The organism is Erwinia persicina (assembly GCF_014838825.1).
In the GTDB taxonomy this organism is placed as follows: Bacteria; Pseudomonadota; Gammaproteobacteria; order Enterobacterales; family Enterobacteriaceae; genus Erwinia; species Erwinia persicina_A.
The window spans coordinates 75,980-99,447 of the sequence record NZ_JACYMO010000006.1; the positions used below are offsets into that span (position 1 = coordinate 75,980).

Annotated in this window: 16 protein-coding genes; 12 read left to right on the top strand and 4 right to left on the bottom strand. The window is 57.9% G+C overall.

Features of this window, described 5'->3' with window-relative positions; all coding sequences use genetic code 11:
• Positions 1-103 precede the first annotated feature (103 nt).
• The gene (locus IFU29_RS15290) at positions 104-2,002 is read left to right on the top strand and encodes an NAD(P)-binding protein (protein WP_191934680.1); all 1,899 of its coding nucleotides are present in this window, start codon (positions 104-106) and stop codon (positions 2,000-2,002) included.
• Positions 1,999-3,168 carry a c-type cytochrome gene (locus tag IFU29_RS15295; RefSeq protein ID WP_191934681.1) on the top strand — a complete coding sequence of 390 codons (1,170 nt, stop codon included), beginning with the start codon at positions 1,999-2,001 and terminating at the stop codon, positions 3,166-3,168. The genes IFU29_RS15290 and IFU29_RS15295 overlap by 4 nt, the downstream gene beginning before the upstream one ends.
• A 90-nt stretch (positions 3,169-3,258) precedes the next feature.
• Here IFU29_RS15295 and hmpA read toward each other — a convergent pair whose 3' ends face one another.
• Positions 3,259-4,443: an NO-inducible flavohemoprotein gene (gene hmpA, locus IFU29_RS15300; protein ID WP_191934682.1), complete on the bottom strand. Its 1,185-nt coding sequence runs from the start codon at positions 4,441-4,443 to the stop codon at positions 3,259-3,261.
• A gap of 332 nt (positions 4,444-4,775) precedes the next feature.
• On the opposite strand from hmpA, the gene glyA reads away from it, so the two are divergent.
• Positions 4,776-6,029, top strand: coding sequence for a serine hydroxymethyltransferase (gene glyA / locus IFU29_RS15305; protein ID WP_191934683.1), 1,254 nt, complete (start codon positions 4,776-4,778; stop codon positions 6,027-6,029).
• A gap of 123 nt (positions 6,030-6,152) precedes the next feature.
• Positions 6,153-7,289 (top strand): 3-phenylpropionate MFS transporter, encoded by a 1,137-nt coding sequence (locus tag IFU29_RS15310; protein ID WP_191934684.1) that lies wholly within the window; start codon positions 6,153-6,155, stop codon positions 7,287-7,289.
• Here the strand turns inward: IFU29_RS15310 and csiE are convergent, their stop codons facing one another.
• Complete coding sequence (csiE, locus tag IFU29_RS15315) at positions 7,290-8,558, bottom strand: stationary phase inducible protein CsiE (RefSeq protein ID WP_191934685.1); 1,269 nt, start codon at positions 8,556-8,558, stop codon at positions 7,290-7,292.
• Positions 8,559-8,736: 178 nt separating this feature from the next.
• Between csiE and IFU29_RS15320 the strand changes: the two genes are divergently transcribed.
• Positions 8,737-9,339, top strand: a complete 603-nt coding sequence (locus tag IFU29_RS15320) for a DUF1007 family protein (protein WP_191934686.1) — start codon at positions 8,737-8,739, stop codon at positions 9,337-9,339.
• On the top strand, positions 9,330-10,331 hold the full coding sequence (locus IFU29_RS15325) for a nickel/cobalt transporter (RefSeq protein WP_191934687.1): 1,002 nt from the start codon (positions 9,330-9,332) through the stop codon (positions 10,329-10,331). The genes IFU29_RS15320 and IFU29_RS15325 overlap by 10 nt, the downstream gene beginning before the upstream one ends.
• A gap of 73 nt (positions 10,332-10,404) precedes the next feature.
• Here the strand turns inward: IFU29_RS15325 and suhB are convergent, their stop codons facing one another.
• On the bottom strand, positions 10,405-11,208 hold the full coding sequence (gene suhB / locus IFU29_RS15330) for an inositol-1-monophosphatase (RefSeq protein ID WP_191934688.1): 804 nt from the start codon (positions 11,206-11,208) through the stop codon (positions 10,405-10,407).
• 143 nt (positions 11,209-11,351) lie between these two features.
• On the opposite strand from suhB, the gene trmJ reads away from it, so the two are divergent.
• From trmJ to sseB, 5 genes are all read left to right on the top strand, one after another.
• Entirely contained in the window at positions 11,352-12,077 is a 726-nt protein-coding gene (gene trmJ / locus IFU29_RS15335) for a tRNA (cytosine(32)/uridine(32)-2'-O)-methyltransferase TrmJ (RefSeq protein ID WP_191934689.1), read from the top strand.
• Positions 12,078-12,245: 168 nt separating this feature from the next.
• Complete coding sequence (gene iscR / locus IFU29_RS15340; RefSeq protein ID WP_062744652.1) at positions 12,246-12,743, top strand: Fe-S cluster assembly transcriptional regulator IscR; 498 nt, start codon at positions 12,246-12,248, stop codon at positions 12,741-12,743.
• Positions 12,744-12,885: 142 nt separating this feature from the next.
• Entirely contained in the window at positions 12,886-14,085 is a 1,200-nt protein-coding gene (locus IFU29_RS15345) for an IscS subfamily cysteine desulfurase (RefSeq protein WP_191934690.1), read from the top strand.
• Between the two features lie 189 nt (positions 14,086-14,274).
• The gene (gene pepB / locus IFU29_RS15350) at positions 14,275-15,564 is read left to right on the top strand and encodes an aminopeptidase PepB (RefSeq protein WP_191934691.1); all 1,290 of its coding nucleotides are present in this window, start codon (positions 14,275-14,277) and stop codon (positions 15,562-15,564) included.
• Between the two features lie 87 nt (positions 15,565-15,651).
• Positions 15,652-16,431, top strand: coding sequence for an enhanced serine sensitivity protein SseB (gene sseB, locus IFU29_RS15355; protein WP_191934692.1), 780 nt, complete (start codon positions 15,652-15,654; stop codon positions 16,429-16,431).
• A gap of 42 nt (positions 16,432-16,473) precedes the next feature.
• Here sseB and sseA read toward each other — a convergent pair whose 3' ends face one another.
• Positions 16,474-17,328, bottom strand: a complete 855-nt coding sequence (gene sseA / locus IFU29_RS15360) for a 3-mercaptopyruvate sulfurtransferase (protein ID WP_191934693.1) — start codon at positions 17,326-17,328, stop codon at positions 16,474-16,476.
• Positions 17,329-17,510: 182 nt separating this feature from the next.
• On the opposite strand from sseA, the gene IFU29_RS15365 reads away from it, so the two are divergent.
• Entirely contained in the window at positions 17,511-23,465 is a 5,955-nt protein-coding gene (locus tag IFU29_RS15365) for an alpha-2-macroglobulin family protein (RefSeq protein ID WP_191934694.1), read from the top strand.
• The last annotated feature ends 3 nt before the right edge of the window (positions 23,466-23,468 follow it).

Genomic DNA, 23,468 nt, shown 5'->3' on the forward strand with positions numbered 1-23,468 from the left:
GCCCGTCTTTCTCCCTTCCTTTGACAATCGCTCTCCTGTCCGGACAATAAGCCCCCCGAAGCCTTCAGGCTGAACTGCCACTTTTCAACAGTTAAGGACGATTATGGCTATCACCCGCCGCGATTTTCTCAACGGCGTCGCGATCACTGTCGCCGCCGGTATGACCCCCCTGCAGATATTACAGGCCTCGCCGTTACAGGCGCAAAAGACGCTGTACTATCCTCCTTCGCTTACCGGTCTGCGCGGCAACCATCCGGGATCCTTTGAAAATGCCCACCGCCTGGGCCGCGATAATGTGGCGTTCGATTTCGACTCTCAGCCGGTAACCGAAGACTACGATCTGGTGGTGGTCGGGGCCGGGATTAGCGGTCTGGCGGCCGCCTGTTTCTGGCAGCAGCTCCATGGGAAACAGCAGCGTATTCTGTTGATTGATAACCATGATGACTTTGGCGGCCATGCTAAACGTAATGAGCTTAACGGGCTGCTGGGTTACGGCGGCAGTGAATCCTTCCAGTCTCCGCGTTCCAATTTTAGCCCGGTGGTGATGGATCTGATTAACACTCTCGGCATCAGTCTTGACGGCATGGAGCAGGGCTTTGATAAAACCTTCTACCCGGATCTGGGCCTCAGTCGTGGAGTTTACTTTGACAGGAAAAATTTCGGCGTGGACAAAGTGGTCAGCGGCGATCCGGGCAGGGTTGTGGCCGACGATATTCCGCGTGACCGGCTTAACGGACGCTCGTGGCAGGCCTTTATCAATGATTTTCCGCTGCCGGAAAGCGACCGTGAGGCGCTGATTGCTCTGCATACGGTACCGAAGGATTATCTGCCAGGACTGAGCCAGCAGGAAAAAGTGGCCTGGCTGGATAAGCACAGTTACAGCACCTTCCTGCGTGAGAAAGTGGGGTTAAGTGAACAGGCTATCCGCTACTTCCAGCAGTCGACTAACGATTTTCAGGCCGTCGGTATTGATGCCACCGCCTGCAGCGATGCGCGTATCTGCGACCTGCCCGGCCTGGACGGTATGGGACTGCCGCCGCTGGATGAGGAATCTCAGGCCGATCTTGACGACCCCTACGTCTTCCACTTCCCGGACGGGAACGCCACGCTGGCCCGCCTGATGGTGCGCAAACTTATTCCGTCTGTGACCTCCGCCGGACAGAATATGAATGATATCGTGCAGGCGACATTTGACTACAGCCAGTTAGACCGGCCGGATTCCCCCGTCAGACTGCGCCTGAACAGCACCGGGATGCAGGTGGTAAATGTGGGTAACCACGCTGAGGTGAGCTATATGACCGGTGATACGCTGACTCGTGTACGCGCCGGACGGGTGATAATGGCCGGTTATAACATGATGATCCCCTATCTGGTGCCGCAGATGTCGCCCGCGCAGCAGGAGGCACTGAAGCAAAACGTTAAGGCACCGCTGGTCTACAGCAAGGTGAAGATTGCCAACTGGCAGCCGTTTATTCAGCTGGGCATCCACGAGTTTTATGCGCCCGGTGCGCCATACTCCCGCGTTAAGCTCGACTATCCGGTAAGCCTGGGCGGTTATCACCACCCGCACGATCCCCGGCAGCCCATCGGGTTGCACATGGTGTATGTGCCAACGCTGCCGGGCAGCGGACTCAGCCCGCGTGAGCAGTCACGCAAAGGGCGCGCCATGTTGCTGGGCACGCCGTTTTCGGTACATGAGCAGATGATCCGTGAACAGCTGCAGGCGATGCTCGGCCCGGCAGGTTTCGACCATCAGCGTGATATCCAGGCGATCACCGTTAACCGCTGGTCACACGGCTACTCTTATGCCCTGAGCGGCATGTTTGATGATGAAGAAGAGGCACAACGAACTATCGAACGCGCCCGTGCGCCCGTTGGTAATATTTTCATTGCCAACGCCGACGCCGACTGGAGCCCTTACGCACACTCGGCTATCGATCAGGCCTGGCGGGCGGTCAATGAGCCGGCAGGAGGCACGTCAGCCCCGGGGGAAGCGTCATGAAGAGGGCCATCTTCAGCCTTATGCTGCTGGCAGGCGGCCCGACCTGGGCGATGTCGCCGGGGGAATACGTGGCAAAAGCAGCCGACTGTACGGCCTGCCATACCGCGCAGGGGGGCGTACCGATGGCGGGCGGGCTGCGCTTTGCCACGCCGGTAGGGGATATTTACAGCACCAATATAACCCCTGATAAACAACACGGCATTGGACGCTACACGTTTGCAGAGTTTGACCGGGCGATGCGACAGGGTGAAGCTCGTGACGGTCATCGTCTTTATCCGGCCATGCCCTACACCGCTTATGCAAAAATGAGCGAGGCGGATATGCACGCGCTGTACGACTTTCTGCTGCGGGAGGTGCCCGCCAGTAGCCAGGCGAACCGCGACAGCGACATTCCCTGGCTGCTATCGGCGCGCTGGCCGCTGGGCATCTGGAACGTACTGTTTCATGAAGACCGCCGTTATCAGCCTGATACGCAACAGAGTGCGCAATGGAACCGGGGGGCTTATCTTGTGCAGGGGGCAGGGCACTGCGGGAGCTGCCACACGCCGCGCGGCTGGGGAATGCAGGAGCAGGCGCTGGATCAGCAGAGTGATGTTTATCTCAGCGGCGCAGAGCTGGACGGCTGGTATGCTCCCTCGCTGAGAGGATTGCCGGAGGAGGAGCTGGTGGCGCTGTTGAAAACCGGGCGTAGTGCCCGGGGCGCGGTAGCCGGACCGATGGCGGACGTGGTCACCCACAGTACTCAGTATCTGACGGAGGCCGACCTCACCAGCATGGCCGTCTATCTGCGGAGTCTGCCTGCGGCCCCGGCAGCCCGCAGTCAGCCCGCCACGCCTTCCGCCGCAGGGGCGAAAACCTATGCCATGTACTGTTCAACCTGCCACGGCAGTGAGGGCGAGGGCAACGCTCACACCATTCCTGCGCTGGCAGGGAATGCCACGCTTACGGCGGACAATCCGCTGACCGCGCTGCGCGTGGTGCTGGACGGGGCACAGACGCCTGTTACACAGCAGGGGATGGCGCAGACCATGCCGGGTTACGGCTGGGCGCTGAATGATGTTCAGATGGCCGAACTGATGAACTACGTGCGTCACAGCTGGGGCAATCAGGCCCCGGGGGTGAAACCTGAGCAGGTGACGGAGGCGCGCCGTCAGGCGGAGAAATAGGGCGGAAAGACATCCGGGGTGAAACGGGTGGAACCCTGTCGCCTGCTGCTGACATTCAGCAACAGGCGAAGGTGTCCCCGCAGGGCCGGGTTACAGCGCCTTATGCGGACCAAAGACTTCATAATGAATACGGTCTTTCGTCACGCCCAGTTCGAGCAGGCGTTTCTCTACCAGCGCCATAAAGGCCAGCGGTCCGCACAGATAGTAGTGCATGGCCGGATCGCTCAGACGGGATTCCAGCGGCAGCAGGTTCATCAGCCCGCGGCTGTCGTAGCGGCCCTGATCCTGTTCCTGCGGATGGTTATACCAGACATGCTGCCAGAACTGCGGCAGCCGTGCGCCCAGTCTGGTCACTTCTTCAGCGAAGGCGTGTGTGGCCCCGTTTTCCGTGGCGTGCAGCCACTGGACACAGGCAGGATGTTTGTCGGCTGCCAGCTGGTTCAGCATGGCCAGCATGGGCGTCAGGCCCACACCACCCGAAATCAGTGTCACTGGTGTCTCCGGGGTCACATCGAGGAAGAAATCCCCGGCGGGCGGTGCCAGGTGGACCCGCTGGCCCGGCTGTTGCTGATGCAGCCAGCTGGAAAGAACCCCCCCTTCCTCATGACGAACGGCAATACGGTAGTCGCGACCGTTTGGTGTGCGGGTCAGTGAGTACTGGCGGATCTCCTGATTGGCAAAAGAGGGATCTTTCACCCACAGGGCGAGATACTGGCCGGGTTTGTAGTCTGCCACTGGCTGACCGTCCGTCGGGGTCAGGATAAAGCTTTTGATCACCGTGCTTTGTGGCGTGATCTCACTCATGACAAACTCACGCTGCCCCCCCCGCCAGCCCCCGACTTTCTCCTCGGTCTCTTCATAAATCTGCTCTTCGCGCTGGACAAAAATCCCCGCCAGCACGCCATAGGCTTTACCCCAGGCCTCAAGGACTTCTTCTCCCGGATGCAGCATTTCATCAATGCTGGCCAACAGGTGCTTACCGACAATGGGATACTGGTCCGGGCGGATCGCAAAACTGGTATGTTTCTGGGCGATTTTTTCCACCGCAGGGCCCAGGGCCGCAAGGTTATCCAGGTTGCTGGCATAGGCGCAGACGGCATTAAACAGCGCTTCAGGCTGGTTGCCGCTGCTCTGATTGCTCATATTAAAAATGTCTTTCAGCTCAGGATTGTGGCTGAACATACGCTGATAGAAATGGGCGGCCAGGCGCGGGCCGAGTGCAGCAATGGCGGGAATGGTGGATTTCACAGTAGCAATGGTTTGGCTGTCCAGCATGGCGTGCTCCTTAGCAGGGATTATAAACATGTATTTTAAATGTATCTTATAACCGCGCAGCTAATTCTGTAAATACACCTTATGAGTTAAGGGGTATTTTTTCGCACGTAACATCCGCTTCAGAACAACAGCCTGTCTGCGGCGGGCGAGGATACGCCCCGATCGGGGGCTGGCAGAAAACTGTAACTAACCCTTGCCAATCCTGAAGCCAATCGTTTGCGTAAAAAGGCGGCCGTGATGCTATTCAACGGGTGGGTAAACAGTTTAAACTGTTTACCATCACCCCCGAGGGGGCATTCATTTTTGAAAGTCAGTTGAGTCAGGAGATGCAGATGTTAAAGCGTGAAATGAACATTGCCGATTACGATGCCGAATTATGGCAGGCGATGGAGCAGGAGAAAGTGCGTCAGGAAGAGCACATCGAGCTGATTGCCTCAGAGAACTACACCAGCCCACGCGTGATGCAGGCTCAGGGATCTCAGTTGACCAACAAGTACGCGGAAGGGTATCCGGGCAAACGCTATTACGGTGGCTGTGAGTATGTGGATATCGTTGAGCAACTGGCGATTGACCGTGCGAAAGCGCTGTTCGGTGCCGACTACGCTAACGTGCAGCCGCACTCAGGTTCTCAGGCCAACTTCGCCGTTTATACCGCGCTGCTGCAGCCGGGCGATACCATTCTGGGGATGAACCTGGCCCACGGTGGCCACCTGACTCACGGTTCCCCGGTTAACCTGTCAGGTAAACTGTACAACGTTATTCCTTACGGCATCGACGAAAGCGGTAAGATTGATTACAACGAACTGGCCGAACTGGCGAAAAAGCACCAGCCGAAAATGATCGTGGGCGGCTTCTCTGCTTACTCAGGCGTGTGCGACTGGGCCAAAATGCGTGAAATCGCCGACACGGTAGGCGCTTACCTGTTCGTCGATATGGCGCACGTTGCGGGTCTGATCGCGGCTGATGTCTACCCTAATCCCGTTCCTCATGCGCACATCGTGACGTCGACCACCCACAAAACGCTGGCCGGTCCGCGTGGCGGTCTGATCCTGGCGCACGGCGGCGACGAAGATTTTTACAAGAAGCTGAACTCTGCCGTCTTCCCAGGTGGCCAGGGTGGCCCGTTGATGCACGTTATCGCGGGGAAAGCGGTCGCCTTCAAAGAAGCGATGGAGCCTGAGTTCAAAACCTATCAGCAGCAGGTTGCTAAAAACGCCAAAGCGATGGTGGAAGTCTTCCTGGCGCGTGGCTACAACGTTGTCTCCGGCGGTACGCACAACCACCTGTTCCTGCTGGACCTGGTGGACAAGAACCTGACCGGTAAAGAAGCGGATGCTGCCCTGGGTCGTGCCAATATTACCGTGAACAAAAACAGCGTTCCTAACGATCCGAAGAGCCCGTTTGTGACGTCCGGTATCCGTATCGGCTCCCCGGCGGTGACCCGTCGCGGCTTTAAAGAAGCAGAAGTCCGCGAACTGGCAGGCTGGATCAGCGATATTCTTGACAATATCAATGACGAAGGCGTGAGCGAGCGCGTGAAGAAGCAGGTACTGGATATCTGTGCGCGCTTCCCGGTTTACGCATAACCTGAGCGCGTCTCCCCGCAGCCACAGGGGAGCCTGACCACTGATAGCGGGACACCAACGTGTCCCGCTATTTTTTTATCTCCCGCCACGGTGTACATTAGCCTCCACTTTGTCGGAGGGAAAATGACGATACGTTCCACGTACTGGCTTGGACTGAGCTACTTCACCTACTTTTTCGCCTATGGCGTCTATCTGCCTTTCTGGGGCGTCTGGTTAAAAGACAGCGGTCTGCAGCCGGAAAAAATCGGTCTTTTACTGGGGTGTGGCATGATTGCGCGCTTTGCCGGTAGCCTGATGATTGCTTCCCGCGTTACCAATCCCTCCCGACTGATTACGGTGCTGCGCCTGCTGGCGCTCCTGACCCTGCTGTTTGCGCTCGGCTTTTGGGCGGGTTCCCAGTGGTTATGGCTGTTGCTGGTGATGGTGGGGTTCAACCTGTTCTTCTCACCGCTGGTTCCCCTGAGCGATGCGCTGGCCGCCACCTGGCAGCGGCAGATTGCGCTGCCCTACGGCCCGGTGCGGCTCTGGGGATCGCTCGCCTTTGTTATCAGTTCAGCCCTCACCGGCGTGCTGGTGACTCATTTTTCCTACCACGCTATTTTAGTGCTGCTGTGTGTGGGCTGCGGGGCGATGATCGGCGGGATGCTGCTGCGGCCTGCGGTGATGCCGCAGGGGGCGGAAAAACAGGCACAGCATGCCGGATGGGCGCAGTGGAAGCAGATGCTGAGTGAGAACGCCGTCTGGCGTTTCCTGCTGTGCGTGACGCTGATGCAGGGGGCACATGCGGCCTATTACGGGTTCAGCGCCATCTACTGGCAGGAGGCGGGCTACTCATCGGGCACGGTGGGCTACCTGTGGTCGCTGGGGGTGGTGGCTGAAATCATCATTTTTGCCGCCAGCCACCGGCTGTTTCGCCGCTGGAGTGCGAGTGATCTGCTGCTGCTTTCCTGTATTTCGGCGCTGGTACGCTGGAGTATCATGGCTTCATCCACCGATCTGGGCTGGCTGATCGCCGCACAAATTCTCCACTGTGGCAGTTTCACCCTCTGCCATCTGGCCGCGATGCGCTTTATCGCCGCCCGTGACGGCGGAGAAGTTATCCGGCTGCAGTCCGTCTACTCGGCGCTGGCGATGGGCGGCGGGATCGCCCTGATGACCATGGTCTGTGGCGTGCTGTTCCAGCATCTGCAGGGGGGCGTATTCTGGGTGATGGCGCTACTGGTTGTACCGGTGCTCTTCCTGCGGCCAAAAGTGAGCTGATTACGACTCCAGCAGCGTACGGATGCTGCGCTGCTGGTGTTCTCCCAGCGGCAGTTCCGCATGGATCAGCGGGGGAGAATAGAGCGGCAGCGGGGTGGCATAGGGGGTGATCACCAGCGCGATGCCTTTCGGCGCACTGTGACGCTGGAAATCGGCAACATCCTGATACTTGATATTCAGCGGCAGCAGCGTCAGTTCGCGCAGCTGCTGTTCGACCTGACGTTCCAGCTCCCGATCGTGACCGATCAACAACAGCACTTGTTTTTCCTGCAGGGCGCTCTCCTGCATCAGCCACGCACCGAAAATAATCGCAATCAGCCCCATCTCTTCATCGCTGAACTGGACACCGTACTGCTGTTCAAAAGCGGCCACCGCCTCACGGGTGGTGCGTAACAGCCGGGGATACTGCTGGGCGATATCCTCAACCAGGCTGTGGTCAATGCCGATAGCGAACAGCGCACGCTCCAGGGCCTGTGCCAGATGCGTATACAGCTGCGCACTGAGCCCGTCATCATTACTGAACACCATGCCCGACAGCGCCTGAAAGCGTTGAATCAACAGCTGAACAGACTGCAGCAGCTGGCGTTCATGCTCTGCGTGAGGGTGTTGCAGCATCGGGATATGCAGCTGGCTGAAGAGCAGGGTAAGCAGGTCGCTCTCACTGGCGGTGGCCTGATAGCCACGCTTGCGCCAGCAGCGGACTATCTCCTCCGCCAGCGCCGACTCGCTTTTTCCTCTCAGCCACCGCTGCTGAACCGGGGTGAAGGTGGGCTGGCAGGGCCAGGCGAGGGAAAAACGCAGCCAGACCTGCAGGAACTGGGCGTCACGGGGGCTGAACTCCCGCCCCAGATGCAGTGAGCAGTGCTGAATTAGCGCCAGCAGATTGTGTTCATCATACAACGCTTTATCAACGGGTAGCGAATGAAGCCGCTGTCTGATGGCGCGGGAAAAATCGGTATGAATAAATGATGGCGACAGGCGCAGCGCACGGCGCAGGCCGTGCAGCAGACAGAGGCGGCGATCCAAATCCGTTCCACAAAGTGACAGCGCGCCCTGACCGTCCTGCTCAATGACAAGACGGTGATAACGCTGGATTTCCTCTGCGACCTTCGCTATATCTTGCCGGGTTACGGCGTGTTCCACTCCGTTAAGCTGGCAAACCGACTCCTCAGTTACAGGGGACGCAGGCAGGCAGAGCATTAAAAGCAGGTGGCAACGGCGCTGTTGACTGGACAGGACAGAAATTTCTGGTGAGTGTGCACTCATCATCTGTGATCCCAGTGACGATTGATTCTGCTAAGAATAGCCTGACCCGCAGACGCTGTGGCCGGTGGGGGGCGCTTTTATTCAGAGCTTTTAAGACAGGTCACAAAAATAATCGACAAAAACTGAGGTGGGGTTTATTTTGTTATATTATAACAGGTGGGTGGCAGCCACTGTCGTGTTGATGGCGCTTCTGACCCAGCGTGCCGGGGCGCACCCGCACAGTTTTATCGATATGCAGACCACCCTGGTTCACCAGGGAGATCGGCTCACCGGGCTGAAAATGCGCTGGGTGATGGATGAAATTACCTCTGCTGACCTGTTGTACGATGCCGGAACGGCAAAACCAGACTCGGTGGTGTGGAAAAAACTGGCGGCAGAGGTGATGGCAAACGTGCTGGGCCAGCATTATTTTAGCGAGTTCTGGCACCAGAAGCAGCCTGTCAAATTCGACAATCTGCCCCCGGAGTATCATCTGTCGCGAGAAGGGCACAAGGCGGTGCTGGAGTTTATCCTGCCGCTGGCCCACCCACAGGCGCTGAAAGGCCAGCGTTACCTTTTTTCCACCTTCGATCCGACGTACTTTGTAGATATGTATTACGACTCTGAAAAATCCCTGACCGTCCCTGCTGAACTGGCATCGCAGTGCCGTTTCGAACTGCACACCCCAAAACCAGATGCCTCCATGCAGGCCTATGCGCTGTCACTGGATAAAGCCGATGCGCCCGCTGAAGAGATGGATCTGGGGCGGCAGTTTGCCCAGACGGTGACCCTGATATGTCAGTAAACGACACCGTTCGTCTGCCGCACAGGGCGGCGATCTGGCCTTTTGCACTGCTGATGGTGATGCTGGCGGGGGCAGGCGTGTGGGGCTGGCAGCACTGGCCGCAAATCCTGCTGCAAAGCATTTTGTGGCAGAAGGAACTGCATCAGCACATGACCGGGTTACTGCAGCAGGTGGCCAGTAATCCTCACCAGGCAGGAGTGACGCTGATGGGCTTCAGCCTGCTGTATGGCGTGCTGCATGCGCTCGGGCCCGGGCATGGCAAAGTGGTGATTGCCACCTTCCTGGCCACCCATCCGACCAAAATGAAAACCAGTCTGCAGCTGACGCTGGCCGCTGCCGTGGTACAGGGGGGCGTGGCCATCGCGCTGGTGACCGTGATGCTCGGCGTGTTACAGCGGTCGTCCCGTGAGCTTCATCTCAGCAGCTACTGGCTGGAGAAGGGCAGTTATTTACTGGTCTGCGGGCTGGGGCTCTGGCTGTGCTGGCGCGCGTTGAAAAAACTGCGGCTGGCGCTGCGCCCGCCGGCAGCGCGAATGACCATCACCCGCATCCTGCCTGCCGATCATCAGCACAGCGACCACTGCGGCTGCGGCCACCAGCACGTGCCGGACAGCGCGATGCTGTCCCAGGTGACTGGCTGGAAAACCCGGGCCGCCGTGGTGCTGTCGATGGGCCTGCGGCCGTGCTCGGGAGCGATCATGATGTTGCTGTTCTCGAAAGTGATCGGCGTGTACCTCTGGGGCGTCCTGTCGGCGGTGGTGATGGCGCTTGGCACCGCGATGACAGTGTCGGCGATGGCCCTGCTGGTGCAGCTCTCCCGTGCGCTGGCCCGGCGGTTAACCCAGAACCGTGGCCAGGCTGGCTGGCACGGCGTGGCGCTGAACAGCCTGGCGCTGCTGGGGGGGATCCTGCTGGTCGCCGCCGGCGCGCTTCTGTGGGTCAGCGCTCAGCCAGCGATGTCCGGCGGCATCCGCCCGATGTTTCTGCCATAAAAAAGGGCTGACCACTGCGTGGTCAGCCCTGAATGGAGAGTGTGTGTCTCCGGTGGCCCTTTTACGACAGCGATTAACGCTTCAGGGCTTCACTCAATTCGTCACGCATATTGGCCAGCATTGCTTTCACGACGCGCGGGTTACCGGCGACGATGTTGCCTGACAGCATATAGCCATGTGCGCCAACAAAGTCAGTAACCAGACCGCCTGCTTCACGCACCAGCAGTTCACCGGCGGCAAAATCCCACGGTTTCAGGCCGATCTCGAAGTAACCATCAACGCGACCCGCGGCCACATAGGCCAGATCCAGCGCGGCAGAGCCGGTGCGACGGAAGTCTGCACACTGGGTAAACAGTTTGCCTACGATGTTGATATACGGGGTCGCGTGCTGTTTTAGTTTGAACGGGAAACCGGTCGCCAGGATGGTGCCATCCAGATCGCGGGCGGTGCCGCCGCGCAGGCGGTAGCCGTTAAGCTGGGTGCCCTGGCCGCGAACGGCGCTGAACAGTTCATTACGCATCGGATCATACACCACCGCGACTTCGGTACGGCCTTTAATGCGCACGGCGATGGAAACACAGAAATGGGGCAGGCGTTTGATGTAGTTGGTGGTGCCATCCAGCGGATCGATAACCCATTGTACATCCTGGTCTTCGCCCTGCAGTTCACCGCTCTCTTCAGTAATGATGGTGTGCTGAGGGTAGGACTTGCGGATCACTTCAATAATCTGGCGTTCCGCTTCACGGTCAACATTGGTGACAAAATCGTTGCTGCCCTTCTGGGTGGCTTCGACTGAGTCCGGGGTTTCATAGTGCTTAGCAATTACGTTTCCGGCCTTGCGCGCAGCGCGCACGGCAATGTTGAGCATTGGATGCATATTAAGTTTCGTCTCGCTGGATGTTAAAGAACGGTATATCATTTATCTGATATAAATCGGCGCGTAGTATAGCAGGGCATAACGGTAAATGTCCTTAAAATATGTTAGTATCGCCAAATTAACTCCCGGACTTCAGAATCCTTATGCTGCAAAATATCCGAATTGTGCTGGTGGAGACCTCTCACACCGGCAACATGGGATCCGTCGCGCGCGCGATGAAAACCATGGGCTTAACCAACCTTTATCTGGTCAATCCACTGGTCAAACCGGACTCGCAGGCCATTGCCCTGGCGGCCGGGGCCAGCGATGTGATTGGTGACGCGAAAATTGTCGACACCTTTGATGAGGCCATTGCCGGCTGTAGCCTGGTTGTGGGCACCAGTGCGCGCTCCCGCTCCCTGCCGTGGCCGATGCTCGACCCGCGTGAGTGCGGTCTGAAAAGCGTGGAAGAGGGGCAACAGGCACCGGTCGCTCTGGTCTTTGGCCGTGAGCGCGTTGGTCTGACGAACGAAGAGCTGCAAAAATGCCACTATCACGTCGCCATCGCCGCCAACCCGGACTACAGCTCGCTGAATCTGGCGATGGCCGTCCAGGTGATTACCTATGAAGTGCGAATGGCCTACCTTCAGTCGCTCGACACCCCACAGGAAGCTGCGGCGGAGTCACCGTACCCGCTGGTTGACGATCTTGAACGCTTCTATCAGCACATGGAAAAAATGATGATCGGCAGCGGCTTCCTGCGTGAAGCCAGCCCGGGACAGGTGATGAGTAAGATGCGTCGTTTGTTTACCCGTGCGCGTCCGGAGCGGGACGAGCTGAATATCCTGCGTGGAATGCTGTCATCTTTAGAGAAAAAACAGAGCGAATGAGTCCGTACGAGTGGTTAAAATAGCAGCATAATAGTTGAGTGTTTTACTTGGTTAAATAGTTGAGTGTTTTAGTAGGTTAAATACTTGACCAATTTACTCGGGAATGTCAGACTTGCGTCCATATTTTGTTAACACCCATCCAGGGTTATAACCGAGGTTGTAAACGCCATGAGACTGACATCCAAAGGCCGTTATGCTGTTACCGCTATGCTTGATGTTGCGCTGCATTCCCATGAAGGCCCGGTGCCTTTAGCGGATATTTCAGAGCGTCAGGGCATTTCCCTTTCTTATCTTGAGCAGCTGTTCTCCCGTCTGCGTAAGAATGGTCTGGTGGCCAGCGTACGTGGTCCGGGTGGTGGTTATCTGCTGGGTAAAGGCGCTGATGCTATCGCGGTGGGTGCGGTGATCACTGCCGTTGATGAGTCCGTGGATGCGACAAAGTGCCAGGGCAAAGAAGGCTGTCAGGGTGGCGAGCGCTGCCTGACGCATGTGCTGTGGCGTGACCTGAGTGAGCGCATTAGCGACTTCCTCAACAATATTACGCTGGCTGAACTGGTCAACAATCAGGAGATCCTGGAAGTGGCTGACCGTCAGAACAGCAATGAAATCCGCCGTGCGCCTAATGGGCGTATGCAGGAAACCATTAACGTCAATCTGCGCGCCTGATCGCAGTCCGGGCGGGGCCCGTTCTTCGCCCCCGGAAATGAATAAAAGGCCTGCACGGGCCTTTTATTCATTTCTGCTTCCAGCAAAGATTTCAGGGCGCAGAAGGGCGGCAATCGATAAACCTCCCGGAGCTTAACGAGCAATGAAATTACCGATTTATCTGGATTATTCTGCCACCACGCCCGCCGATCCTCGCGTGGCCGCTAAAATGATGCAGTATCTCACCCTGGACGGTACCTTTGGCAACCCGGCTTCCCGTTCTCACCGTTATGGCTGGCAGTCAGAAGAAGCGGTTGATGTGGCGCGTAACCAGATTGCTGAACTGGTCGGGGCTGACCCGCGCGAAATCGTGTTCACATCCGGTGCAACCGAAGCCAATAACCTCGCGATAAAAGGGGCAGCCAGCTTCCATAAGGAAAAGGGCCGTCACATTATTACCTGCACCACAGAACATAAAGCGGTACTGGACACCTGTGCACAGCTGGAGCTCGAGGGCTGCAGCGTCACATATCTCAACCCGCGCCATGACGGCACGCTCGACCTGCAACAGCTGACTGACGCCTTTCGCGACGATACGGTGCTGGTGTCTGTTATGCACGTCAACAATGAGATCGGTGTGGTGCAGGATATCGCCACCATCGGCGATCTGTGCCGTGAACGCGGCATTCTCTTCCACGTTGACGCCACGCAGAGCGTGGGCAAATTACCCATCGATCTGAGCGTCCTTAACGTCGACCTGATGTCCTTCTCCGCTCATAAGATTTACGGGCCGAAGGGCATTGGTGCGCTGTATGTCAGCCGTTCGCCGCGTATCCGCCTGGACGCGCAGATCCACGGCGGTGGGCACGAACGCGGAATGCGCTCAGGGACGCTACCGGTTCATCAGATTGTCGGAATGGGTGAAGCGTATCGCATTGCAAAAGAAGAGATGACCAGCGAGATGGCGCGGCTTGGCGCACTGCGCAGCCGCCTGTGGGCGGGGTTGAGCAGTATTGAAGAGGTCTGCCTCAATGGCTCTCTGGCGCAGGGCGCGGCGAATATTCTTAATGTCAGTTTCAACTACGTCGACGGCGAGTCGCTGATTATGGCGTTGAAGGATCTGGCGGTATCGACCGGATCGGCCTGTACCTCGGCCAGTATGGAACCGTCCTACGTCCTGAGGGCGATCGGACTGAACGATGAGCTGGCTCACAGCTCAATTCGCTTCTCTCTCGGCCGGTTTACCACCGAAGAAGAGATCGACTACGCTATTCAACTGGTGCAAAAGTCCGTCAGTCGCCTGCGCGAGCTTACGCCGCAGTGGAAAGCCTTCAAAGCCAGCGGTGCGAAACAGGCCGGCTGATTGACCCGGCATTGAACCCACGGGCCGGATTTTTCGGCCCGTCTGACACGCTCTGCATCCGCAGTCGCATCCAGCAAAAACATCCCTGTCACATTTCTGTTAGTCTGGCTGTACAATCGAACTGCGGAAAAATCGCAGCGATCGGGCAATCCCGGTCTGAAAGATAAAAAAATCAAAAGGAGCCATGCGATGACCACCCCTATGAATATTACCCTGTCAACGGCCGCGGCCGACCTGCGTTGGGGGGAAAAAGCCACCCTGAGCAGCAATGACAGTGGCATGACGATCCACCTGACCGGCAGCGAACCGCTGGTTACCATTCAGCGCGCGGCGCGAAAAATTGATAGCCAGGGCATCCGCCACGTCAGCCTGAGCGGCGAGGGTTGGGATCTGGAAAACAGCTGGGCGTTCTGGCAGGGCTATCGTGGTCCAAAAGGCGAGCGTGAGGTGCAGTGGGCCACGCTGGCAGAGAGCGACCAGCAGGAACTGGTTAATCGCCTGAAAATTATCGACTGGGTGCGTAACACCATCAACCTGCCGGCGGAAGAACTGAGCCCGGAACAGCTCGCGACGCGTGCCATCGATCTGCTGTGCGACGTTGCCTGCGATGCAGTCAGCTACCGCATTATCAAGGGTGACGATCTGAAAGCCCAAAACTACATGGGACTGCATACGGTCGGCCGGGGTTCATCACGCAACCCGGTGTTGCTGACACTCGATTATAACCCGGGCGGCAGCGATGACACGCCGGTTTACGCCTGTCTGGTGGGCAAAGGCATCACCTTTGATACCGGCGGTTACAGCCTGAAGCAGAGTGGCTTTATGGACTCCATGAAGTCAGATATGGGCGGCGCGGCGACCCTGACCGGCGCACTGGCGCTGGCGGTCAGTCGTGGCCTGAAAAAGCGCGTGAAGCTGATCCTCTGCTGTGCGGACAATATGGTCAGCGGCAACGCTTTCAAGCTGGGCGATATTATTCGCTATCGCAATGGTAAATCAGTGGAAGTGATGAACACCGATGCCGAAGGCCGCCTGGTCCTGGCCGATGGTCTGATCGATGCCAGCGCGCTGAACCCGGAGCTGATTATCGACGCGGCTACGCTGACCGGTGCGGCAAAAACCGCGCTGGGCAATGACTATCATGCCCTGTTCAGCTTTGACGACGCACTGGCACAGTCACTGATGCGCAGCGCAGAGGGTGAAAATGAACCCTTCTGGCGTCTGCCGCTGGCCGAGTTCCACCGCAGCCATCTGCCGTCAAACTTTGCTGACCTGAACAATATTGCCAGCCCGTCGCACTCTGCCGGTGCCAGCACGGCGGCGGCGTTCCTGTCACACTTCGTCAGCGACTACCAGCAGGGCTGGTTGCACATCGACTGCTCTGCGACCTATCGCAAAGGTGCGGTCGATCAGTGGGCTGCCGGCGCAACCGGTCTGGGCGTTCGTACTGTCGCTAACCTGCTGTTAAACCGGGCGTAATATCTCAGGCCGATCACAAAGCGATCGGCCCTTCGTCGGGGCGGCCCTGTTTTCCGGTCCGCCCGCTGTACACTCTGGAACCTATTCATGAACGAACTAAACCCGCGGCTGGAAGAAGTACTAAAACTGGCGGCGACGGAGCCGGCACATCGCCCGGAATTTTTTACGCTGCTGATGGACGCCAGCGTAGTAGTGCCGGGCGAGAGTGCCCACCCTGAACAGGCGGTTGACGCCAGTACGCCGGTGGATTTACAGCACTGGGAAAAAGACGACGGCACCAGCATTATTCCATTTTTCACGTCGGCGGCAGCCCTGGAACAGGCGGTCAGCGGTGAGCAGGCCTACCTGGTACTGCCGGTACGTACGCTGTTTGAAATGACGCTGGGCGAAGCGCTGTTCCTTAACCCTAAATTACCGAATGGCAAAGAGTTTTCCCCGCGTGAAATTGCACATCTGTTAGGCGAGGGCAGCAGCGCTCTGAGCCAGCAGACGGTGCTGGAGGGCGGAACGTCGCTGTTGTTATCGGAGCTCGCCGAACCGCCTGCGCAGATGATTGACTCGCTGACCCAGCTACTGGCGAAATACAAAACCGTTCGCCGTGCCTACGTCGCGCAGATCAAAGAGCATGCAGACCAGCCTGCCAATTTACTGATTGGCATCGAAGGTGAGGGCGATCTTGAGGCGATTATCCAGGCCGCAGGCAGCGTGGCGACCGATACGCTGTTAGAGGATGACCCGATTGATATCTGTCAGGTTGTGGAAGGCGAAAAGGGCATCAGTCACTTCTTTGTTGCCCATATCACGCCCTTCTACGAACGGCGCTGGGGCAGCTTCCTGCGGGACTTTAAAGTGAAAAATATCGACTGAAAGGTGGGGGCGGACTGCAATATCCGCCCCCTTCAGTCTGCGTTATAAGGAATCGTTGACGATCGGCAGATCGTTCCGTGCCCCCCATTCGCCCCAGGAGCCGTCGTACAGCGCCACGTTTTTTAACCCCAGACTGGTCAGTGCGAGGATAACCACCACGGCGGTGACTCCGGAGCCGCAGCTGGCGATCACTGGCTGTGACAGATCCACGCCCTGCTGGCTGAAAATTGCCTGCAGTTCGGCCGCTGGTTTTAAGCGTCCTTCGGTGACCAGGGTATTCCACGGAACGTTAAGGCTGCCCGGGATACGCCCGCGATGCAGCCCCGGCCGCGGCTCGTCCACCTCACCGTGAAAGCGGTTGGCGGCACGGGCATCAATAATCTGTGCGCCGCCTTCATGGCTGGCCAGCAGCACGTCCGTTACGCGTTTAACTTCGCCTTCACCGTGATCGGCTTCGAATTCGCTTTCTGCCAGTTTCACCGGGCCACTCGCCAGCGGCAGCTGCGCCTGCTTCCACCCCGCCAGCCCTCCGGCCAGAATGGAAATCTGCTTCACGCCAAAATGCCGCAGCATCCACCAGGCACGCGGGGCAGAGAACAGATTACCCTCATCGTAAATCACCAGGTTTTTGTCATTGTGGACGCCCAGCTCACGCATCGCCACGGCGAAGGTCTCCGCCCGGGGCAACATATGTGGATAAGCACTGGTGTGATCAGACAGGGCTTCAATATTAAAAAACGGCGCACCCGGCAGGTGTTCCGCCTGGTACTCTTCCTGCACGTTGCGGGTTTTCTCCAGGCCTGGCGGCAGCATGCGTGCGTCCAGAACCTGCAGGTTGTCGTCATTCAGATGTTCTGCCAGCCAGTCAGCAGTTACAAAAAGAGAAGGAGTCGTCATCGCGGCCTCATTGTCAGTAACGTTTAGCTGAGTGTCAGTGATTTTGTCAGCTATCACAAGGCGAAATCACGCTATTCAGAGCTGGCTCTGGATTCCTGAAAAATCTTTGCCACCACCGATAGATATTGCCCGGAGAAACTATTACTCTTTGACCAATTTTGTAACATGGAAGGTTCCTTCTGATGGATGTGATCACGTTTATCCTGCGCTTGCCTTTTACCCTGCTAAAAGCGCTGTGCTGGCTCCTGTCGCGGTTTTTCCGCATGCTGGGATGGCTGCTGCGCCCGCTGTTGGGTGAGGTCAACTGGCAGGCTCCCCGCTGGGTAAACCCCCTGAAAGCCCGCTTTACCCGTCTGGAGCAGGGTATTGAGCAACATCCGAAGAAGATTGCCCTTAGCGTACTGCTGCTGGTCGCAGCGGGCGTGGCTGGCGTCTATGGCTGGCACTGGTGGCAGAACCGCCCGAGGCCGATTGAGGTGGCACCGCTGACCATCCAGCACAGCAGCGTGCAGGCAGTAAACCCGCAAGCGGTTGACTACAGCGTGGCTAAACCCGCCGTACAGACGCTGACGCTCCGGTTTAACCAGTCGGTTGCCCCGGTCACCCTTGTCGGTAAAAAGATCACCGAGGGCATCAGTGTTCAGCCATCACTGGCCGGTGAGTGGCAGTGGCAGAACGCCTGGACGCTGGTATTTACCCCGGCGCAGCCGTTGCCAATGGGCGCAGGCTACGAAGTCACGCTGAAGCCTGACACGCTGCTGGCCCCCCAGATCCGTATTGAACAGCCCCGTTATACCTTCACGGTTCCCGCTTTTGACTATCAGATCGTCAGCAGTGAGTACTATCAGGATCCGCAGGACAACAGCCATCACAGCGCTATTTTTAACCTCAGGTTTACAGCCTCTGCCGATGTGCAGAGCGTGGAAAAACAGCTCTCGCTGGGCCTGACGGCAGCCCGGGGGCAGCCTGAGCAGCCGCTGAAGTACAGCGTGACCTGGGATGAAAAGAAGCTCAATGCCTGGGTGCGTTCTTCGGCTTTACAGCCGATGGATCACGGCGGTGCGGTGCATCTGCAGGTTAACAGTGGGGTGGCCTCTTCGCATCCCGGCAGTCCGGTGACGCGTAAGACCAACGGCTGGGTGAACGTACCGAATCTCTACAGCCTGAGCCTGAATGATATCAGCGCTGAAGTCGTGGATAAGCCAGGCAGCCAGGGCGAACGCGCGCTGATAATCGGCTTCAGCGATGCCGTGCGCGATGCGGACGTGAGAAAAGGGGTCAAAGCCTGGCTGCTGCCGGAGAAAGATCCGCGCCGTCCCGCCAGCGAACTGTCAGAGGTGGACTATACCGTCTGGGATCAAGACAATGTCGATCAGAGCATCATTGATCGCTCCCCGGCAGTACCGTTAAGCCTGAATGACGCAGAAGAAACCTGGCAGCCGCAGTTCAGCTTTAAATTTGATGCCCCGGCTAAACGCTACCTGCTGGTGTTGACCGATAACGCGATGACCTCCAGCGGTGGCTACAAAATGGCTGAAAAAGTCTGGCGCGTGGTACAGGTGCCGGACTATCCGAAGCTGCTACAGTTTGCTGCCCAGGGGGCACTGCTGTCGGTCAACGGCGATAAACGTATCAGCGTGGCAGCGCGCAATGTACCGGGACTGCGCGTTGACATTAAGCGGGTTATCCCCAGCCAGTTACAGCACATCGTTTCGTTTAAAAGCCGCCAGTTTGCATCGGCTGATTTTAACCGCCTGAACGATGAGTACTTTACCGAGCGCTTCCGCTACCAGACGACGGTGAATAACGACAAACCGGGCGAGGTCAGCTATCAGGGCGTCGATCTGTCGCGCTATCTCTCTACCCGTCCGGACTCTCATCGCGGCGTGTTCCTGCTGACCCTGTCTGAATGGTCACCGCAGCAGAAAGAGCCTGAGCCGGGCGAAGAGGAGTATCAGGAAGAGGACGGACAGCAGGAAATCACCGGCGACTCACGCTTTGTGGTGGTGACCGATCTGGGCATTATTGCCAAACGTTCGCAGGATAAAACCCGCGATCTGTTTGTGCAGTCGATCAGCAGCGGTCAGCCGGTCGTCGGGGCGAAGGTCTCGGTAGTGGCAAAAAATGGCGAAAAACTGCTAACCCGCCAGACTGCTGAAGACGGACACGTCAGCTTCCCGTCGCTGGAGGTCTATACCAGCGAACGCGAAGCGGTGATGTTCCTTGTGGAAAAAGACGGGGATGTCTCCTTCCTGCCGACCGGACGGGATAATGACCGTGGCCTCGATTTCTCCCGTTTTGACGTCTATGGCGAAACCACCCCGGATGATACGCGCACCCTCGGAAGCTATCTTTTCTCTGACCGGGGTGTCTATCGTCCCGGCGATACGTTCCATATTGGTGTGATCACCCGTGCTGCTGACTGGGCGGTGCCGGTGGGCGGCATTCCGGTGCGTGCTGAAATACGTGACCCTCGCGATAAGCTGATGCGTACCGTCCCGCTGACCCTCAGTGCCAGCGGCTTTAACGAGCTGAGTTTCACCACTGAAGAGAGCTCGCCGACGGGAGAATGGAATATTTACCTTTACCTGCCGGGTAAAGACGATGACTCCACGCGTCTGCTCGGCAGTACGGCGGTTAACGTGAAGGAGTTCGAGCCTGACCAGCTGAAGGTCAGACTGACCCTGACCCCGGACCATCAACAGGGGTGGGTAAAACCGGATGCGCTGAAGGCCAGTATCGACGTACAGAACCTGTTCGGTACCCCGGCGCAGGGGCGACGCGTGGCGTCTAAAATGACCCTGCGTCCGGTATATCCGGCCTTTGATCGCTATGCAGACTACGCCTTCTATGAAGCGCGTTCGGCCAGCGAGGGTTATGAAACTGAACTGGAAGACAGCACCACCGACGAGAACGGTGCTGCTGCGATCAAGCTGGATCTGAGCGGTTTTGGCGAGTCGACCTACCAGCTGCAGCTGCTGTCAGACGCCTTTGTCGCCGGGGGCGGTCGTTCGGTGGCGGCCACGGCCCGTACGCTGGTCTCGCCCTATGATTACCTGATCGGTGTGAAAGCCGACGGCGACCTCGGTTATATCCATCAGAATGCCGTGCGCAACGTCAATCTGATCGCCATCAATCCGTCGCTGGACACTATGGCTATCAACGGCCTGTCACTGCATCTTCTGCAGCAAAAATATTTGTCGGTACTCACCCGCCAGGAGTCCGGGGTCTTCAAGTATCAGTCGAAGCTGAAAGAGATCCCGCTGTCGGAAACGCCACTGGATATTCCTGTCGGCGGTCATACGTTAGCCCTGGCTACCGACAAACCCGGTGATTACGTGCTGGTGGTGGAAAATGCCAAAGGCGAGGTGCTGAACCGTATCGCTTACAGCGTGGCCGGAAACGCCAACCTGACCCGCTCACTCGACCGCAATGCGGAGTTGAAACTCAAGCTGAACAGCGATAACTATCAGCCGGGCAGTGAGATTGAAGTGGCGATCAACGCGCCTTATACCGGCAGCGGGCTGATCACCATTGAAAAGGATCGGGTTTACAGCTGGCAGTGGTTCCACACCACCACGACCAACTCCGTGCAGAAGATCCGCATTCCGGCCGGGCTGGAGGGCAATGCCTATATCAACGTGCAGTTTGTGCGTGATATTAACTCGGACGAGATCTTTATGAGCCCGCTGAGTTACGGGGTTATGCCGTTTAAAATCAGTAATGATGCGCGTAAGAACAGCCTGCAGCTGGCGGCACCGCAGGTGATCAAGCCGGGCGACGATCTGACGGTCGACGTCACCACCGACGGGCCGCAGCAGGTGGTGGTATTCGCGGTGGATGAAGGGATCCTGCAGGTTGCACGCTATCGCCTGGCCGATCCACTGGACTACTTCTTCCGCAAGCGTGAACTGAATGTGGAAAGCGCGCAGATCCTCGATCTGATCCTGCCGGAGTTCAGCAAGCTGATGTCGCTGACCTCTGCGCCAGGCGGGGACGGTGGCGAAGGGCTGGATCTGCATCTCAACCCGTTTAAACGCAAGCGCGACAAGCCGGTCGCTTTCTGGTCGGGCATCACTGACGTAAACGGGCAGGCACGGTTTAGCTGGCCGGTGCCGGACTACTTCAACGGCAGGATCCGCGTGATGGCCATTTCGGTTACGGCGGATAAAATCGGTAAAGCGCAGACTGGCACCACCGTACGTGATGACATTATCCTGACGCCAAACGTTCCGGCAATGGTGGCTCCGGGGGATGAATTTGACGTTAGCGTGGGCGTCAGCAATAACCGAGAAGGGCAGGGCAATGACAAACTGCCCGTGACGATTAATGTGACGCCACCCCCTCAGCTGGAAGTGGTGGGTCAGGCCGCCCAGCCGCTGCAACTGGCGGCAAAACAGGAGGGCGTGGTCAGCTTCCGTCTGCGTGCCAAAGCCGAGCTGGGCGATGCGCCACTGGTCTTCAGCGCGCAGTATGCGGATAAAACCAGCCAGCGAACGATCAGTACTTCTGTACGTCCTGCAATGCCGTTCCGCATCCAGACGGTGATGGGACGGATGAACGGCAGTCAGCAGCAGGTGGATAACCTGCGCCTGATGTTTGATGCTTTTGCGCAGCGCCAGGCGTCGGTATCGAATTCACCGCTGGTGCTGACCAGCGGTCTGGCAACATACCTGGCGAACTACCCCTATTACTGTTCTGAACAGATTGTCAGCCAGTCCATCCCGCTGCTGTTGCAAAGCGAACACCCCGAGCTGCGCAACGGGCTGGATGCCGCTAACGTGCGTCAGCAGCTGAAGGGCATTCTCGACGTGCTGCGCTCCCGACAGAATGGCGAGGGTGCCGTGGGTCTGTGGATGGCGACGCCGCAGGCAGATCCGTTTATTACGCCGTATGTGGTGCAGTACCTGCTGGAGGCAAAAGCGGCTGGTTATCCGCTGCCTGCCGGTATGCTGGAGGACGCCAATGTTGCGCTGCGTTCGCTGGCCGCCAGCGGATATGACGATCTCTACCACCTGCGACTGCGTGCCTGGGCGGTTTATCTGCTGACGCGTCAGGGTGAGATCACCACCAGTGCGCTCGGCTCAGTGCAGGAGACGCTAAAAAAACGCTATCCTGACAGCTGGCAGACCGATCTCAGTGCGCTCTATCTGGCCTCGTCCTGGCGTTTGCTGAAAGCCGATGATGAAGCGGAACGGCTGTTTGATCCGGGCTGGCAGGCACTGAATAAGGCGTATGACAAAAGCTGGTGGACACAGAACTACTACGATCCGCTGGTGCAGGACGCCACCCGGCTGTATCTGATCACCCGCCACTTCCCGGAGAAAGTGGCCGCGATCCCACCGCAGCTGCTGGAAAACATGGTCATGGCCCTGCGTGAAGAGCGTTACACCACCTTCTCAGCGGCAATGAGCATTCTGGCGCTGGAGAGCTATTCGGAGCAGGTCGCCAGGCAAAACGATGCGGCAGCGCTGACCATCAACCAGCTGGGGCGCGACAACCGCACTCCGCAGCTGATCTCGGCACTGCAGGGGCGCTTTGCTCAGGGGAACTTCAGTTCAGCGGCAGCATCCGTTCAGTTCCGAAATGCCGGAAACGCACCGGCCTGGTATGTGGTCACACAAGCCGGTTACGACAGGGAAGCACCGCAGAAGGCGATCAACCGTGGTCTGGAAATCAGCCGCGACTACACGGACGCCGCCGGTAAAGTGGTCGACAAGGTCACGCTGGGGCAAACCCTTAACGTCCATCTGAAAATCCGCGCTAACTCGAAAGCGGCACTGAGCAATCTGGCGATTGTGGATCTCCTGCCGGGCGGTTTTGAAGTGGTTCAGCAGACGCCGCCTCCGCCGGAAGCCGATGAGGATGAAACGGCTGACGCCGCCTCAGCAGGATGGCAGTCGCCGCTGGCCGTCAGTGGATCCACCTGGGCGCCGGACTACAGCGACATTCGTGAAGATCGGGTGATTATTTACGGGGGCGCCAGTACGGAACTGCAGGAGTTCGTTTACCAGATCAAAGCCACCAATACCGGCAGCTTTGTTATCCCTCCGGCGTACGGAGAGGCGATGTACGATCGTGACATTCAGGCCATGTCAGCCAGTAGCGGAAAAATCACGGTGGTGGCAGCTGAATAGTCC

Coding starts and splice junctions, on each gene's coding strand:
- sseA (WP_191934693.1), bottom strand. CDS start 17,328: ATGACGACTCCTTCTCTTTTTGTAACTGCTGACTGGCTGGCAGAACAT.
- iscR (WP_062744652.1), top strand. CDS start 12,246: ATGAGACTGACATCCAAAGGCCGTTATGCTGTTACCGCTATGCTTGAT.
- IFU29_RS15290 (WP_191934680.1), top strand. CDS start 104: ATGGCTATCACCCGCCGCGATTTTCTCAACGGCGTCGCGATCACTGTC.
- pepB (WP_191934691.1), top strand. CDS start 14,275: ATGACCACCCCTATGAATATTACCCTGTCAACGGCCGCGGCCGACCTG.
- glyA (WP_191934683.1), top strand. CDS start 4,776: ATGTTAAAGCGTGAAATGAACATTGCCGATTACGATGCCGAATTATGG.
- csiE (WP_191934685.1), bottom strand. CDS start 8,558: ATGATGAGTGCACACTCACCAGAAATTTCTGTCCTGTCCAGTCAACAG.
- hmpA (WP_191934682.1), bottom strand. CDS start 4,443: ATGCTGGACAGCCAAACCATTGCTACTGTGAAATCCACCATTCCCGCC.
- IFU29_RS15325 (WP_191934687.1), top strand. CDS start 9,330: ATGTCAGTAAACGACACCGTTCGTCTGCCGCACAGGGCGGCGATCTGG.
- IFU29_RS15310 (WP_191934684.1), top strand. CDS start 6,153: ATGACGATACGTTCCACGTACTGGCTTGGACTGAGCTACTTCACCTAC.
- IFU29_RS15365 (WP_191934694.1), top strand. CDS start 17,511: ATGGATGTGATCACGTTTATCCTGCGCTTGCCTTTTACCCTGCTAAAA.
- trmJ (WP_191934689.1), top strand. CDS start 11,352: ATGCTGCAAAATATCCGAATTGTGCTGGTGGAGACCTCTCACACCGGC.
- IFU29_RS15345 (WP_191934690.1), top strand. CDS start 12,886: ATGAAATTACCGATTTATCTGGATTATTCTGCCACCACGCCCGCCGAT.
- IFU29_RS15320 (WP_191934686.1), top strand. CDS start 8,737: ATGGCGCTTCTGACCCAGCGTGCCGGGGCGCACCCGCACAGTTTTATC.
- suhB (WP_191934688.1), bottom strand. CDS start 11,208: ATGCATCCAATGCTCAACATTGCCGTGCGCGCTGCGCGCAAGGCCGGA.
- IFU29_RS15295 (WP_191934681.1), top strand. CDS start 1,999: ATGAAGAGGGCCATCTTCAGCCTTATGCTGCTGGCAGGCGGCCCGACC.
- sseB (WP_191934692.1), top strand. CDS start 15,652: ATGAACGAACTAAACCCGCGGCTGGAAGAAGTACTAAAACTGGCGGCG.